The organism is Enterobacter cloacae complex sp. ESBL7, assembly GCF_041679625.1.
GTDB classification, from domain to species: domain Bacteria; phylum Pseudomonadota; class Gammaproteobacteria; order Enterobacterales; family Enterobacteriaceae; genus Enterobacter; species Enterobacter asburiae_B.
This window is the reverse complement of sequence record NZ_JBGORN010000003.1, coordinates 191,846-206,365: the sequence shown is the minus strand read 5'-3', so window position 1 is coordinate 206,365 and position 14,520 is coordinate 191,846. Positions and strand designations below refer to the sequence as shown.

At 56.3% G+C, this 14,520-nt stretch carries 12 protein-coding genes; 6 read left to right on the top strand and 6 right to left on the bottom strand.

Translation table 11 applies throughout. The features are described 5' to 3' along the window. Positions 1-12 precede the first annotated feature (12 nt). The 5 genes from carB to folA all read left to right on the top strand — a co-directional run bounded on the left by carB (position 13) and on the right by folA (position 6,695). Complete coding sequence (carB, locus tag ACERY3_RS14320; protein ID WP_039260850.1) at positions 13-3,237, top strand: carbamoyl-phosphate synthase large subunit; 3,225 nt, start codon at positions 13-15, stop codon at positions 3,235-3,237. Positions 3,238-3,375: 138 nt separating this feature from the next. Next, positions 3,376-3,609: a YgdI/YgdR family lipoprotein gene (locus ACERY3_RS14315; RefSeq protein WP_023310357.1), complete on the top strand. Its 234-nt coding sequence runs from the start codon at positions 3,376-3,378 to the stop codon at positions 3,607-3,609. Positions 3,610-3,712: 103 nt separating this feature from the next. Next, a complete protein-coding gene (kefF, locus tag ACERY3_RS14310; protein WP_045888144.1) occupies positions 3,713-4,243 on the top strand; it encodes a glutathione-regulated potassium-efflux system oxidoreductase KefF in 531 nt (176 codons plus the stop codon). Then, entirely contained in the window at positions 4,236-6,101 is a 1,866-nt protein-coding gene (kefC, locus tag ACERY3_RS14305) for a glutathione-regulated potassium-efflux system protein KefC (protein ID WP_033144606.1), read from the top strand. The genes kefF and kefC overlap by 8 nt, the downstream gene beginning before the upstream one ends. 114 nt (positions 6,102-6,215) lie before the next feature. Continuing rightward, positions 6,216-6,695 (top strand): type 3 dihydrofolate reductase, encoded by a 480-nt coding sequence (gene folA / locus ACERY3_RS14300; RefSeq protein WP_008502023.1) that lies wholly within the window; start codon positions 6,216-6,218, stop codon positions 6,693-6,695. 39 nt (positions 6,696-6,734) lie between these two features. On the opposite strand, the gene apaH is transcribed toward folA, so the two are convergent. From apaH to lptD, 6 genes are read right to left on the bottom strand one after another with little or no spacing between them, the layout of a single operon-like run. After that, a complete protein-coding gene (gene apaH / locus ACERY3_RS14295; RefSeq protein ID WP_023310360.1) occupies positions 6,735-7,583 on the bottom strand; it encodes a bis(5'-nucleosyl)-tetraphosphatase (symmetrical) ApaH in 849 nt (282 codons plus the stop codon). Between the two features lie 4 nt (positions 7,584-7,587). Next, on the bottom strand, positions 7,588-7,965 hold the full coding sequence (gene apaG, locus ACERY3_RS14290) for a Co2+/Mg2+ efflux protein ApaG (protein WP_023310361.1): 378 nt from the start codon (positions 7,963-7,965) through the stop codon (positions 7,588-7,590). A 3-nt stretch (positions 7,966-7,968) separates the two neighbouring features. Further along, entirely contained in the window at positions 7,969-8,790 is an 822-nt protein-coding gene (gene rsmA, locus ACERY3_RS14285; protein ID WP_023310362.1) for a 16S rRNA (adenine(1518)-N(6)/adenine(1519)-N(6))-dimethyltransferase RsmA, read from the bottom strand. After that, complete coding sequence (gene pdxA, locus ACERY3_RS14280) at positions 8,787-9,773, bottom strand: 4-hydroxythreonine-4-phosphate dehydrogenase PdxA (RefSeq protein ID WP_058840527.1); 987 nt, start codon at positions 9,771-9,773, stop codon at positions 8,787-8,789. The genes rsmA and pdxA overlap by 4 nt, the downstream gene beginning before the upstream one ends. Continuing rightward, positions 9,773-11,059, bottom strand: coding sequence for a peptidylprolyl isomerase SurA (surA, locus tag ACERY3_RS14275; RefSeq protein ID WP_033144608.1), 1,287 nt, complete (start codon positions 11,057-11,059; stop codon positions 9,773-9,775). Before surA ends, pdxA begins: the two co-directional genes overlap by 1 nt. Before the next feature lie 53 nt (positions 11,060-11,112). Then, the gene (gene lptD / locus ACERY3_RS14270) at positions 11,113-13,464 is read right to left on the bottom strand and encodes an LPS assembly protein LptD (protein WP_058840528.1); all 2,352 of its coding nucleotides are present in this window, start codon (positions 13,462-13,464) and stop codon (positions 11,113-11,115) included. Between the two features lie 239 nt (positions 13,465-13,703). On the opposite strand from lptD, the gene djlA reads away from it, so the two are divergent. Continuing rightward, positions 13,704-14,519: a co-chaperone DjlA gene (gene djlA, locus ACERY3_RS14265; RefSeq protein ID WP_023310366.1), complete on the top strand. Its 816-nt coding sequence runs from the start codon at positions 13,704-13,706 to the stop codon at positions 14,517-14,519. Position 14,520 lies beyond the last annotated feature (1 nt).

Here is a 14,520-nt window from a genome sequence, read left to right as displayed (position 1 = left end):
GCCGAGAAGACAATGCCAAAACGTACAGACATAAAAAGCATCCTGATCCTTGGCGCTGGCCCGATCGTCATCGGCCAGGCCTGCGAATTCGACTACTCCGGCGCGCAGGCGTGTAAAGCCCTGCGTGAAGAGGGTTACCGCGTTATCCTGGTGAACTCTAACCCGGCAACCATCATGACCGACCCGGAAATGGCTGATGCAACCTACATCGAGCCGATTCACTGGGAAGTGGTGCGTAAAATCATCGAGAAAGAGCGTCCGGACGCGGTGCTGCCAACCATGGGCGGCCAGACGGCGCTGAACTGTGCGCTGGAGCTGGAGCGTCAGGGCGTGCTGGAAGAGTTCGGCGTGACCATGATTGGTGCGACCGCCGACGCGATTGATAAAGCAGAAGACCGTCGCCGCTTCGACGTGGCGATGAAGAAAATCGGCCTCGACACCGCGCGTTCCGGTATCGCACACAACATGGAAGAAGCGCTGGCCGTCGCGGCTGACGTGGGCTATCCGTGCATCATCCGTCCATCGTTCACCATGGGCGGCACCGGCGGCGGTATCGCCTACAACCGCGAAGAGTTCGAAGAAATTTGCGAACGCGGTCTGGATCTCTCTCCAACCAAAGAGCTGCTGATTGATGAATCGCTGATTGGCTGGAAAGAGTACGAGATGGAAGTGGTGCGTGATAAAAACGACAACTGCATCATCGTCTGCTCCATCGAAAACTTCGATGCGATGGGTATCCACACCGGCGACTCCATCACCGTTGCGCCAGCCCAGACCCTGACCGACAAAGAGTATCAAATCATGCGTAACGCCTCGATGGCGGTACTGCGTGAAATCGGCGTGGAAACCGGCGGTTCTAACGTGCAGTTCTCGGTGAACCCGAAAACAGGCCGTCTGATTGTTATCGAAATGAACCCGCGCGTGTCCCGTTCCTCCGCGCTGGCTTCTAAAGCGACCGGCTTCCCGATTGCGAAAGTGGCGGCGAAGCTGGCGGTGGGTTACACCCTCGACGAGCTGATGAACGACATCACCGGTGGCCGCACCCCTGCGTCCTTCGAGCCGTCCATCGACTACGTTGTGACCAAAATTCCACGCTTCAACTTCGAGAAATTCGCAGGCGCGAACGACCGTCTGACCACCCAGATGAAATCTGTCGGTGAAGTGATGGCGATTGGCCGCACGCAGCAGGAATCCCTGCAGAAAGCGCTGCGCGGCCTCGAAGTGGGCGCGACCGGCTTCGACCCGAAAGTGAGCCTGGACGACCCGGAAGCGCTGACCAAAATCCGCCGCGAGCTGAAAGACGCGGGCGCAGAGCGTATCTGGTATATCGCCGATGCCTTCCGTGCGGGCCTGTCCGTCGACGGCGTGTTCAACCTGACCAACATCGACCGCTGGTTCCTGGTGCAGATTGAAGAGCTGGTGCGTCTGGAAGAACAGGTCGCTGAACTGGGCATCAACGGCCTGGACGCTGACTTCCTGCGCGTGCTGAAGCGTAAAGGCTTCGCCGATGCGCGTCTGGCTAAGCTGGCGGGCGTGCGCGAAGCGGAAATCCGCAAGCTGCGCGACCAGTACGACCTGCATCCGGTCTACAAGCGCGTGGACACCTGTGCGGCTGAATTCTCGACCGACACCGCCTACATGTACTCCACCTATGAAGACGAGTGCGAAGCGAACCCGTCCGTCGACCGCGACAAGATTATGGTGCTGGGCGGCGGTCCAAACCGTATCGGCCAGGGCATCGAGTTCGACTACTGCTGCGTACACGCCTCGCTGGCGCTGCGCGAAGACGGTTACGAGACCATCATGGTCAACTGTAACCCGGAAACCGTATCGACCGACTACGACACCTCTGACCGCCTCTACTTCGAGCCGGTTACCCTGGAAGACGTATTGGAAATCGTGCGCATCGAGAAGCCAAAAGGCGTTATCGTGCAGTACGGCGGCCAGACCCCGCTGAAGCTGGCGCGCGCGCTGGAAGCAGCAGGCGTGCCGGTTATCGGCACCAGCCCGGACGCGATTGACCGTGCGGAAGACCGCGAGCGTTTCCAGCAGGCGGTTGACCGTCTGAAGCTGAAACAGCCGGCGAACGCCACCGTCACCGCCATTGAAATGGCCGTTGAGAAGGCGAAAGAGATTGGCTACCCGCTGGTGGTGCGTCCTTCCTACGTGCTGGGCGGCCGCGCGATGGAAATTGTGTATGACGAGGCCGACCTGCGTCGCTACTTCCAGACTGCGGTGAGTGTTTCCAACGATGCGCCAGTGCTGCTCGACCGCTTCCTCGACGACGCGGTTGAAGTGGACGTTGACGCCATCTGCGATGGCGAAATGGTGCTGATTGGCGGCATCATGGAGCACATCGAGCAGGCGGGCGTGCACTCCGGCGACTCCGCCTGTTCTCTGCCAGCGTACACGCTGAGCCAGGAGATTCAGGACGTGATGCGCCAGCAGGTGCAGAAGCTGGCCTTCGAGCTGCAGGTTCGCGGTCTGATGAACGTCCAGTTTGCGGTGAAAGACAACGAAGTCTACCTGATTGAAGTCAACCCGCGTGCGGCACGTACCGTACCGTTCGTCTCCAAAGCCACCGGCGTTCCGCTGGCGAAAGTGGCGGCGCGCGTGATGGCGGGCCAGACGCTGGCGCAGCAGGGCGTGACCAAAGAGATCATTCCACCGTACTACTCGGTGAAAGAAGTGGTGCTGCCGTTCAATAAATTCCCGGGCGTTGACCCGCTGTTAGGGCCAGAAATGCGCTCTACCGGGGAAGTGATGGGCGTGGGCCGCACCTTCGCAGAAGCGTTCGCGAAGGCGCAGCTGGGCAGTAGCTCCACCATGAGAAAATCAGGCCGTGCGCTGCTCTCCGTTCGCGAAGGCGATAAAGAGCGCGTGGTTGACCTGGCCGCCAAGCTGCTGAAACAGGGCTTCGAGCTGGACGCGACCCACGGTACCGCGATTGTGCTGGGCGAAGCCGGCATCAACCCGCGTCTGGTGAACAAGGTGCATGAAGGTCGTCCGCACATTCAGGACCGTATCAAGAATGGCGAATACACCTACATCATCAACACCACCGCAGGCCGCCAGGCGATTGAAGACTCCAAGCTGATTCGTCGCAGCGCGCTGCAGTACAAAGTGCACTACGACACCACCCTGAACGGCGGTTTCGCAACGGCCATGGCGCTGAACGCGGATGCCACCGAGAAGGTGATTTCGGTGCAGGAAATGCACGCGCAGATTAGCAAATAAGTAAAAATGCCCGGTGCCGTTCGGTTGCCGGGCATTCTCCCATCTTCAGAACCTTCTGGTTTTTCATCCGCTTTCAGTCAGTTAGCCTAAAATGGTTAGGTCGATAACGAAATTCAACTGAGAGCAGGGGAAAACACCATGCAAAATAAATTACTGATCGCTTCCGTTCTGGCTGCCACGACAATGTTCACCGTTGCGGGCTGTTCGTCTAATCAGGCCGTAAAAACCACCGATGGCAAAACCATTGTCACCGACGGCAAACCTCAGGTGGATGACGATACCGGTCTGGTGTCGTACAAAAACGCCGAAACCGGTCAAACCGAGCAGATCAACCGTGACCAGGTGAAATCCATGGGCGAGCTGGATAACTAATTCAGAATTCTGACGTAAGCCCGTCAATAATATTCACTATTAGCCTGTTGAATTACTGACTACACTCTTTTGTTAAAAGAAAGCAGTAACAACAGGCTAATCAATGATTCTGATAATTTATGCCCATCCTTATCCGCAGCACTCGCATGCGAATAAGCGGATGCTTGAGCAGGTAAGGACGCTTGATAACGTAGAGATACGTTCCCTCTATCAACTCTATCCCGATTTTAATATCGATATCGCCGCCGAACAGGAGGCGCTCTCCCGTGCCGATCTGATTATCTGGCAGCATCCGATGCAGTGGTACAGCACGCCCCCTCTCCTGAAACTGTGGATTGATAAAGTCTTCTCCCACGGCTGGGCGTATGGCCACAACGGCAATGCGCTAAAAGGAAAAAGCCTGATGTGGGCGGTCACCACCGGCGGTGGGGAAAACCATTTTGATATCGGTTCCTTCCCGGGTTTTGACGTCCTGGCGCAGCCGCTGCAGGCGACCGCGCTCTATTGCGGTCTGAACTGGCTCCCGCCGTTTGCGATGCACTGCACGTTTGTTTGCGACGATGAAACGCTGCAGGCGCAGGCTCGTCATTATAAACAACGCTTACTTGAGTGGCAGGAGACGCACCATGGATAGCCATACGCTGATACAGGCGCTGATTTACCTCGGCGCGGCGGCGCTGATTGTGCCCGTGGCGGTACGCCTGGGGCTGGGTTCGGTGCTCGGCTACCTGATTGCAGGCTGCGTCATTGGGCCGTGGGGCTTTCGGCTGGTCACGGATGCCGAGGCGATTCTCCATTTCGCTGAGATTGGCGTGGTGCTGATGCTGTTTGTGATTGGCCTGGAGCTCGACCCGCAGCGGCTGTGGAAGCTTCGCGCCTCGGTATTTGGCGGCGGGGCACTGCAGATGGTGGCCTGCGGCCTGCTGCTGGGTGGGTTCTGCATCCTGTTGGGTATGGACTGGAAAGTGGCAGAGCTCATCGGCATGACGCTGGCGCTCTCCTCGACGGCGATTGCCATGCAGGCGATGAACGAGCGAAATCTGACGGTCTCCCAGATGGGACGCAGCGCGTTCTCGGTGCTGCTGTTCCAGGACATTGCCGCTATCCCGCTGGTGGCGATGATCCCGCTGCTGGCGGCCAGCGGTTCCTCTACCACGCTGGGCGCTTTCGCGCTGTCGGCGCTGAAGGTGGCGGGCGCGCTGGCGCTGGTGGTGCTGCTTGGCCGCTACGTGACCCGCCCGCTGCTGCGGTTTGTCGCTCGTTCTGGCCTGCGCGAAGTGTTCAGCGCCGTGGCGCTGTTCCTGGTGTTTGGCTTCGGTCTGCTGCTGGAGGAGGCCGGGCTGTCGATGGCGATGGGGGCGTTCCTCGCAGGCGTGCTGCTGGCGAGCTCTGAATACCGTCACGCGCTGGAAAGCGATATCGAGCCGTTCAAAGGGTTGCTGCTGGGACTGTTTTTCATCGGCGTCGGGATGTCCGTCGACTTCGGTACGCTGGTGACGCACCCGCTGCGGATCGTCATCCTGCTCGTCGGCTTCCTGGTCATTAAAATGGTGATGCTGTGGCTGATTGCTCGCCCACTGAACGTGCCGGGCAGGCAGCGCCGCTGGTTCGCCGTGCTGCTGGGGCAGGGGAGTGAATTTGCGTTCGTGGTGTTTGGCGCCGCGCAGATGGCAAACGTGCTCGATCCCGAGTGGGCGAAGGCGCTGACGCTGGCGGTCGCCCTGTCGATGGCGGCGACGCCGGTGCTGCTGGTGGTGCTGACGCGTCTGGAAAAATCGGACAGCGGGCAGGAGCGCGAGGCCGACGAGATCGACGAGGAGCAGCCGCGCGTCATCATCGCCGGATTTGGCCGCTACGGGCAGATCGTGGGTCGTTTACTGCTGTCGAGCGGGGTGAAAATGGTCATCCTCGATCACGACCCCGACCATGTCGATACCCTGCGTAAATTTGATATGAAGGTGTTTTACGGGGATGCAACCCGCGTCGATCTGCTGGAATCCGCCGGGGCGGCAAAAGCCGAGGTGTTGATTAACGCGATTGACGATCCGGAAACCAGCATGCAGATGGTGGAGCTGGTAAAAGAGCATTTCCCGGCGCTGACTATTATCTCCCGCGCGCGCGATGTAGATCACTACATCCGGCTGCGGCAGGCGGGCGTAGACGCGCCCGAGCGTGAAACCTTCGAAGGTGCGCTGAAGTCTGGCCGCATGGCGCTGGAAAATCTTGGACTTGGCGCGTATGAAGCACGCGAACGGGCAGACCTGTTCCGCCGCTTTAATACCGAGATGGTCGAAGAGATGGCGGCGATGGCTGGCAGTACCGCCACCGAGCGTGCGGCGGTGTTCAAACGCACCAGCGCGATGCTGACGGAAATCATTAACGAGGACCGTAACCACCTGTCGCTGATCCAGCGCCATGGCTGGCAGGGCACGGAAGAGGGCAAGCATACCGGTGATCCGGCTGACGAGCCCGAGAGTAAACCTTCCGCGTGAAGTGGAGTTGCCAGCAATATTAAAAAATTTCTTTATCTTTACCCTGCCGCCAGTCGACGAAAGATTAAGCTTTCCGTATAGTGGCGGCAATTTTTTGCATCCGGGAAATTTTCAATGATCAGTCTGATTGCAGCGCTGGCGGTGGACCGCGTTATCGGTATGGAAAATGCCATGCCGTGGAACCTGCCTGCCGATCTCGCATGGTTTAAACGTACTACGTTAAACAAGCCGGTAGTGATGGGCCGCCTGACCTGGGAGTCGATTGGTCGTCCATTGCCGGGCCGTAAGAATATCGTTATCAGCAGCCAGCCGGGCACTGACGATCGCGTCGAATGGGTAAAATCAGTAGACGAGGCGATTGCTGCATGCGGCAATGCCGAAGAGATCATGGTGATCGGCGGTGGGCGCGTGTACGAGCAGTTCCTGCCAAAAGCGCAGAAGCTGTATCTGACCCACATTGATGCAGAAGTGGAAGGGGATACCCATTTCCCGGACTACGATCCGGACGAGTGGGAATCGGTATTCAGCGAATTCCACGACGCGGATGCACAGAACTCCCACAGCTACTGCTTCGAGATTCTGGAACGTCGTTAAGTGATTTTCCCTCTCCCGGCCGGGAGAGGGAATAGCGTATCAGGAGGCAACGGCCTCGCTTTCTCCTAAGTCCAGCTGTCGGTTGGACGGCTGCACAAAGTAAGCTTTATCTTCCCAGCGTAAGCAGGTTAACTCTCCGCCCCAGCAGCATCCGGTATCCAGACCGTAAATCCCTTCCGGTGTGCCTTTTCCTTCCAGCGCAGCCCAGTGGCCAAATACCACGCTGTACTCGCTGGTCACCGGTCCCGGAATGGCAAACCACGGTTTGAGCGGAGCGGGCGCGCTTTCCGGCGTCTCTTTGGAATACATATCCAGCTGTCCGTTCGGGAAGCAGAAGCGCATGCGGGTGAACGCGTTGGTGATAAAGCGCAGACGGGCCAGACCGCTGAGATCCTCGCTCCAGTGGTTCGGCATATCGCCGTACATGGCATCAAGGAAGAAAGGATATGAGTCGCTCGCCAGCACCGCCTCAACGTCACGCGCGCAGGTTTTCGCCGTCTCAAGATCCCATTGCGGGGTGATCCCGGCATGCGCCATGACCAGCTTTTTCTCTTCGTCGATCTGCAGCAGGGGCTGACGGCGCAGCCAGTTAATCAGATCGTCCGCGTCCGGCGCATCCAGCAGTGGGGTGAGGCGATCTTTAGGTTTGTTGCGGCTGATCCCGGCGAAAACCGCCAGCAGATGCAGATCGTGATTGCCCAGCACCATGCGGACGCTGTCGCCCAGCGATTTGACGAAACGTAATACTTCAAGGGAGCCGGGGCCACGCGCGACTAAATCGCCCGTCAGCCAGAGCGTGTCCTGTCCTGGCGTAAAGTCGACCTGTTTTAATAATGCGATCAGTTCATCGTAGCAACCGTGAACGTCGCCAATCAGATATGTAGACATTAGATTAATGAATGAGTGTGGTTACGGCGAGACGGAACACAGGAATGGCAACGCGGAAATCATTGCCATCAACGTCGACCATTTCATAATGGCCCTGCATGGTACCCATCGGCGTTTCAATCACCGCGCCGCTGGTGTACTGGTACTCTTCGCCAGGGGCGATGTGGGGCTGTTCACCGACCACACCTTCGCCCTGAACTTCGATTTCGCGGCCATTGCCGTTAGTGATAAGCCAGTAGCGCCCGCGCAGCTGCACGGGCATCCGCCCCAGATTGCGAATGGTCACGGTGTAAGCGAAAACAAAACGTTCTTCGTCCGGTGAGGACTGTGATTCAACATAGACGCTTTGTACATGGACACATACGCGGGGCGAATCAATCATGGCTTAACTCTCCTTCGGCGGCGCATTATCGCTGATGTAATTAGCCAGCTTGCAGTACTGCTCTACGGAAATGTTCTCCGCACGCATTGCCGGGTCAATCCCCAGCTCGGCTAACACCTCAACGGTAAACGAATTGCTCAGGCTGTTACGGATCGTTTTACGGCGCTGGTTAAAGGCTTCTGTGGTAATGCGGCTCAGTACGCGCAGATCTTTAACCGGATACGGTTTCGTTTTGTGCGGCACAAGGCGCACAACCGCTGAATCCACTTTTGGTGGTGGTGTGAACGCTGACGGCGGTACTTCGAGTACCGGGATCACGTTGCAATAATACTGTGCCATCACGCTTAAACGACCATACGCTTTACTGTTCGGGCCTGCAACCAGACGGTTAACAACCTCTTTTTGCAACATGAAGTGCATGTCGGCAATGGCATCAGTATAGCTAAAGAGGTGGAACATGAGCGGCGTGGAGATGTTGTACGGCAGGTTGCCGAAGACGCGCAGCGGCTGGCCCATTTTTTCCGACAGTTCGCCAAAGTTCATGGTCATGGCGTCCTGCTGATAGATGGTCAGCTTCGGCCCGAGGAACGGGTGCGTTTGCAGGCGTGCGGCCAGATCGCGGTCCAGTTCGATGACGGTCAGCTCGTCGAGGCGTTCGCCTACCGGCTCGGTCAGCGCGGCAAGGCCCGGGCCGATTTCGACCATCGCCTGGCCTTTTTGCGGATTAATAGCCGAGACAATGCTTTCGATCACGAACTGATCGTTAAGGAAGTTTTGCCCGAAACGTTTACGGGCTAAGTGGCCCTGATGGACTCGATTAGTCATTGAGTATTAACAATCATTTTGATGGCGAGATTAAGCGCCGTAATAAAACTGCCGACATCCGCTTTCCCCTGGCCTGCCAGATCCAGCGCAGTACCGTGGTCAACGGACGTTCGAATAAAGGGTAAACCGAGGGTGATATTCACCCCGCGGCCAAAGCCCTGGTATTTTAGCACGGGCAGGCCCTGATCGTGGTACATCGCGAGCACGGCGTCGGCATTATCCAGGTATTTCGGCTGGAAAAGGGTATCTGCAGGCAGCGGCCCGCTGAGGTTCATCCCCTTCGCCCGCATTTCGTTGAGTACCGGAATGATGGTGTCGATCTCTTCGGTGCCCATGTGCCCGCCTTCACCGGCGTGCGGGTTCAGGCCGCAGACCAGCACGTGCGGCTGCGGGATCCCAAACTTTGTCTGCAGATCGTGGTGCAAAATCCCGATGATCTCGCGCAGGAGTTCTGGGGTGATCGCATCAGGAATGGCTTTGATCGGCAGATGGGTAGTCACCAGCGCAACGCGCATTTCCTCCGTCGCCAGCATCATCACCACTTTCGGGCTGTGCGAGCGCTCTTCGAAGAACTCCGTATGCCCGGTAAAGGGTATACCCGCTTCGTTGATGACGCCTTTGTGGACGGGGCCGGTGATCAGAGCGGCAAATTCGCCCTTCAGACAACCGTCGCAGGCGCGCGCAAGGGTTTCAACGACATAGTGACCGTTTTCCGTGCTGAGCTGGCCCGGGATGGCCGGCGTACGAAGGGGAACTGAAAGAAGGGTGAGGGTACCGGCTTGCTGCGGTGCTGGCTGTTGGCCTTCAACGTAAGGGATGAGCGTTAAAGGCAGACCGAGCAGTGTTGCCCGGTCTTGTAACAGTGTTGCATCGGCGCAGACAACCAGTTCTACCGGCCAGCTGCGCTGGGCGAGCTGGACAACGAGGTCAGGCCCAATCCCGGCGGGTTCGCCGGGCGTGATAACAACACGATGCTGTTTCATTAGTTGCTCAGAACTTTCACGTAAGCGCTGGCGCGTTGTTCTTGCATCCAGGTTGCGGCTTCTTCAGAGAACTTACGGTTAAACAGCATACGGTAGGCTCTGTCTTTCTGTGCCGCATCCGTTTTATCAACGTTACGGGTGTCCATCAGCTCGATCAGATGCCAGCCGAATGAAGAGTGGACCGGCGCGCTGATCTGGCCTTTGTTCAGCTTCATCAACGCATCGCGGAAGGCAGGATCGTAGATATCCGCAGCCGCCCAGCCCAGATCGCCGCCCTGGTTAGCAGAGCCTGGATCCTGAGAGAACTCTTTTGCTGCTTTCGCAAATGAGGTTTTACCGCTCTTAATGTCAGCTGCGATCTGTTCCAGCTTCACACGCGCCTGATCGTCAGTCATGATCGGTGACGGTTTCAGAAGTATGTGGCGAGCGTGAACTTCGGTGACGGAGATATTTTGGCTCTGGCCGCGCAGATCGTTCACCTTCAGAATGTGGAAGCCCACGCCTGAACGGATAGGACCAACGATATCCCCTTTCTTCGCCGTGCTCAGCGCCTGGGCAAAGATAGATGGCAGCTCCTGAATACGTCCCCAGCCCATCTGGCCGCCTTTCAGCGCCTGTTGGTCAGCGGAGTAGGTGATTGCCAGCTTGCCAAAGTCGCCGCCGTTACGCGCCTGTTCAACAATCGAACGCGCCTGGCTTTCTGCTTCCGCAGCCTGATCGGACGTTGGGTTCTCTGGCAGTGGGATCAGAATGTGGCTCAGGTTCAGCTCTGTGCTCGCATCGTTCTGGTTGCCCACCTGTTTTGCCAGCGCGTCCACTTCCTGAGGCAGGATGGTGACGCGGCGACGCACTTCGTTGTTACGCACTTCCGAAATCAGCATCTCTTTACGGATCTGGTTACGGTAGGTGGCGTAGCTGATGCCGTCATAGGCCAGACGGCTGCGCATCTGGTCTAAAGACATATTGTTCTGCTTCGCGATGTTAGCGATCGCCTGATCGAGCTGCTCGTCAGTGATCTTCACACCCATTTTCTGCCCCATCTGCAGAACGATCTGATCCATGATCAGACGCTCCAGGATCTGGTGGCGCAGCGTGGCGTCATCCGGAAGCTGTTGACCGGCTTCGCCCGAATTGAGCTTCACCGATTTCATCAGACCGTCAACGTCACTTTCAAGCACGACGCCGTTGTTAACCACAGCAGCGACTTTATCAACAACCTGGGGGGCCGCGAAGCTGGTATTCGCAACCATAGCGACACCGAGCAGCAGCGTTTTCCAGTTCTTCATACTTTTTCCATTTCAATTAACCGCAAAGCGGATTACGTTGCAAATCAAGCACATTACAAGGCGCTACTGTACGGCAGAATATTCGAGCGCAGCATTTTCTGCGTACCCAGACCGTAGTTGGAACTCAGGCCGCGTAACTCGAAGTTAAAGCCAATCACGTTATCGTATTTGCTCTGATTGTTTTCACTGTTCCAGCCGTTAAGCTTGCGTTCGTAGCCGACACGCAGCGCGTAACAGCAGGAGTTATATTGCAGACCTACCATCTGGTCAGCAGCTTTATTGGCGTTAGTGTCGAAGTAGTACGCGCCTACAATTGACCAGCGGTCGGCGATTGGCCAACTCGCTGCGCCACCCACCTGCGAAATACCGTCTTTATACTGCTCTGCAGTACCATAGTTTGGTAACGTCGCCTGAATATATTCCGGGCTGGCATAACGATAGGTCAACTGCACCATACGATCTTCATCCCGGCGGTACTCAATCGACGCCGTACTGTTGGCGATATTGTCGAGACGGGTGTCATATTGCACGCCACCGCGAAGACCCCAACGATCGGTCATACGCCAGTAGGTATCACCAGCCCAAATCAGCGAACCTGTCTTGTTATCTTTCTCCCACTTAATATTGTCATCGCCCGTGCGAGACTCGGTGAAATAGTAGATTTGACCAACAGAAACGTTAAAACGTTCAACGGCAGCGTCATCATAAACGCGTGATGTGACCCCGGTCGTTAACTGGTTCGCTGAGGCGATGCGGTCAAGGCCACCGTAGGTACGGTCGCGGAACAGGCCGCTGTAATCAGATTGCAGTAAAGAGGAGTCATAGTTATTGATGTTGCTCTGATCGCGATAAGGCACGTACAGGTACTGCATACGTGGCTCCAGCGTCTGGGTATAGCCATCCGCCAGAAGTCCCATATTGCGTTCGAAGATCAGCTTACCGTCCATTTTGAACTGTGGAAGCGTACGGTTTACGCTTTCCTCAAGATGAGCGTTGTTGCTGGTGTTGTAATCATCAATATTTTTTTGCTGATAGTGTGTCGCCATCAGCTTGGCTTCCGTATTCAGGCTTGCCCAGTCATTCGACCATGGCAAGTTGATGACGGGCTCCAGGTGAACTCGGGTGGCTTCCGGCATATTGGAATTGGTGTTTACAAAATGCACCGCCTGACCATAAATACGGGTGTCGAACGGACCCACGTCATTCTGGTACCAGTTAACGTCCAGCTGCGGCTCGGCACCATAGGTACTCGCGGTCTGGCTGGAGAACACCTGGAACTGCTTGTTGGTTACCGTCGCATCGAAGTTCTGCACCGCATAGCCAACGCTGAAGATCTGCGTGGCATACCCATCGGTACTCGAACCGTATTTTGACGAGAAATCGTTAAAGTAGTTCGGGTCACTGACCTTGGTGTAGTTGACGTTAAAACGCCAGACCTGATCCATTACCCCGGAATGCTGCCAGAAATACATCCAGCGGTGTTTATCGCCTTCGGTCGGATGCTCGTCCTGGAAGACTTTATCCGACGGCAGATAATCCAGCTCCATCAGACCCGCACCGGCGTGGGTCAGATAGCGGAACTCGTTCTCCCACATGATGTTGCCGCGCTTGTGAATATAGTGCGGCGTGATCGTCGCATCCATGTTTGGCGCGATGTTCCAGTAATACGGCAGGTAGAACTCAAAGTAGTTCGACGTGCTGTATTTGGCATTCGGGATCAGGAAACCGGAGCGACGTTTGTCACCGACGGGAAGCTGCAGATAAGGGCTGTAGAATATGGGAACAGGGCCCAGCTTGAAGCGGGCGTTCCAGATCTCTGCGACCTGTTCTTCGCGGTCATGGATAACTTCGCTACCGACCACGCTCCAGGTATTGGAACCCGGCAGACATGACGTGAACGTACCGTTTTCCAGGATCGTATAGCGGTTTTCGCCGCGCTGTTTCATCAGGTCAGCGTCGCCGCGCCCCTGGCGACCCACCATCTGGTAATCACCTTTCCAGACGTTAGTATCTTTAGTATTCAGGTTTGACCAGGCTTTCGGACCTTTCAGGATGACCTGATTGTCGTCATAGTGCACATTACCCAGCGCATCCACCGTTCGTACCGGCTCGGCCGCACCTTCCGGCTGTTTCTGGTGCAATTGCACTTCATCTGCCTGCAGGCGGCTATTGCCCTGGTTAATATCGACATTGCCCGTAAAGGTGGCATTGTCAGGGTAAGTCCCTTTCGAACTGTCGGCAGTAATGGTTACCGGCAAGCTATTTGTATCGCCACTCACCAGTGGGCGATTATAACTTGGAACGCCAAGCATACACTGCGAGGCGAGATCGGCCGCCAGACCCTGTTGACTGTACAGGGCGGAGCCAATCATTGTGGCCAGGAGGGTGGGGATACGTTTTTTCATACGTTGTATTTTATTGTTCCGTCATCAGTGGCTACGGCTTACAAACGCTCAGAGACTATCTTACTCATCTGCGCAGTACCAGCGTTAATCCTGCCCGTTTGCGTGCCAGAGTGTTAGGCTCGCTATCGAATGACGAGTATGATAAAGCAAATTATAGGCGATGTCCTTCAATTGACCGTGACTTGAACACAGTGATGATGACGTTGCGTCGGCCAGGAATATGACTATCCGGGGAGTATATGCAGTATTGGGGTAAAATAATCGGCGTTGCGTTCGCCATCATCATGGGTGCCGGGTTCTGGGGGATTGTGCTTGGGCTTATTATCGGCCATATGTTTGATAAGGCGCGCAGCCGCAAAATGGCCTGGTTTGCCAATCAGCGCGAGCGTCAGTCACTCTTTTTCTCCACCACCTTTGAGGTCATGGGGCACTTAACCAAATCCAAAGGGCGTGTCACAGAAGCCGATATTCAGATTGCCAGCGTCTTTATGGATCGCATGAACCTGCACGGCGACTCCCGTCTGGCAGCGCAAAATGCGTTTCGCATCGGTAAGTCGGATAATTATCCGCTTCGCGAAAAAATGCGTCAGTTCCGCAGCATCTGCTTTGGACGTTTTGATTTAATTCGGATGTTTCTGGAAATTCAAATCCAGGCGGCCTTCGCAGACGGCTCACTTCACCCTAATGAACGTGACGTGCTGTACGTCATTGCGGAAGAGCTGGGCATCTCCCGCATGCAGTTCGACCAGTTCCTGCGCATGATGCAGGGCGGGGCGCAGTTTGGCGGCGGCTATCACCAGCAGTCGTCCGGCGGTGCCTGGCAGCAGGCGCAGCGTGGTCCGACGCTGGAAGACGCCTGCAACGTGCTTGGCGTTAAGCCCTCTGACGATCAGACCACGATTAAACGTGCCTATCGTAAGCTCATGAGCGAACACCATCCGGACAAACTGGTCGCGAAAGGCTTACCGCCAGAAATGATGGAGATGGCGAAGCAAAAAGCGCAGGAAATCCAGAAGGCGTACGAGCTCATTAAAGAGAAGAAAGGTTTCAAATAAG